This is a genomic window from Peribacillus sp. SIMBA_075 (assembly GCF_046534585.1).
Genome location: NZ_JAWRYN010001213.1, coordinates 1 through 250, shown reverse-complemented (window position 1 = coordinate 250; position 250 = coordinate 1). Strand labels below are relative to the sequence as shown.

Annotated in this window: 1 protein-coding gene; it reads left to right on the top strand. The window is 42.8% G+C overall.

Translation table 11 applies throughout. The features are described 5' to 3' along the window. The coding region (locus SB775_RS32175; protein WP_410865351.1) for a LysR substrate-binding domain-containing protein at nt 1-250 on the top strand (250 nt) is incomplete at both ends.

The following is a 250-nucleotide window of genomic DNA, read 5'->3' as shown; positions in this document are numbered from 1 at the left end:
CTCGCAGCAGCTGCGGGCGCTTTTGAATGGGGAGATTGATATTGGCTTTTTACATCCCACATCACCGCATGAAGAACTGGTCAGTCGTTTAATGAAACAAAGTGAATGTATTTTTGCAATTCCGAAAAATCATCCACTGGCAAAAAAAGAGGCGGTCACGATTGAAGATATCCGTGAAGAACCGATTATTTCTTTATCAAAGGAATCGTGGCCGTCCCTTTATCAGCACTTTGTCCTGCTATGTGAAAAG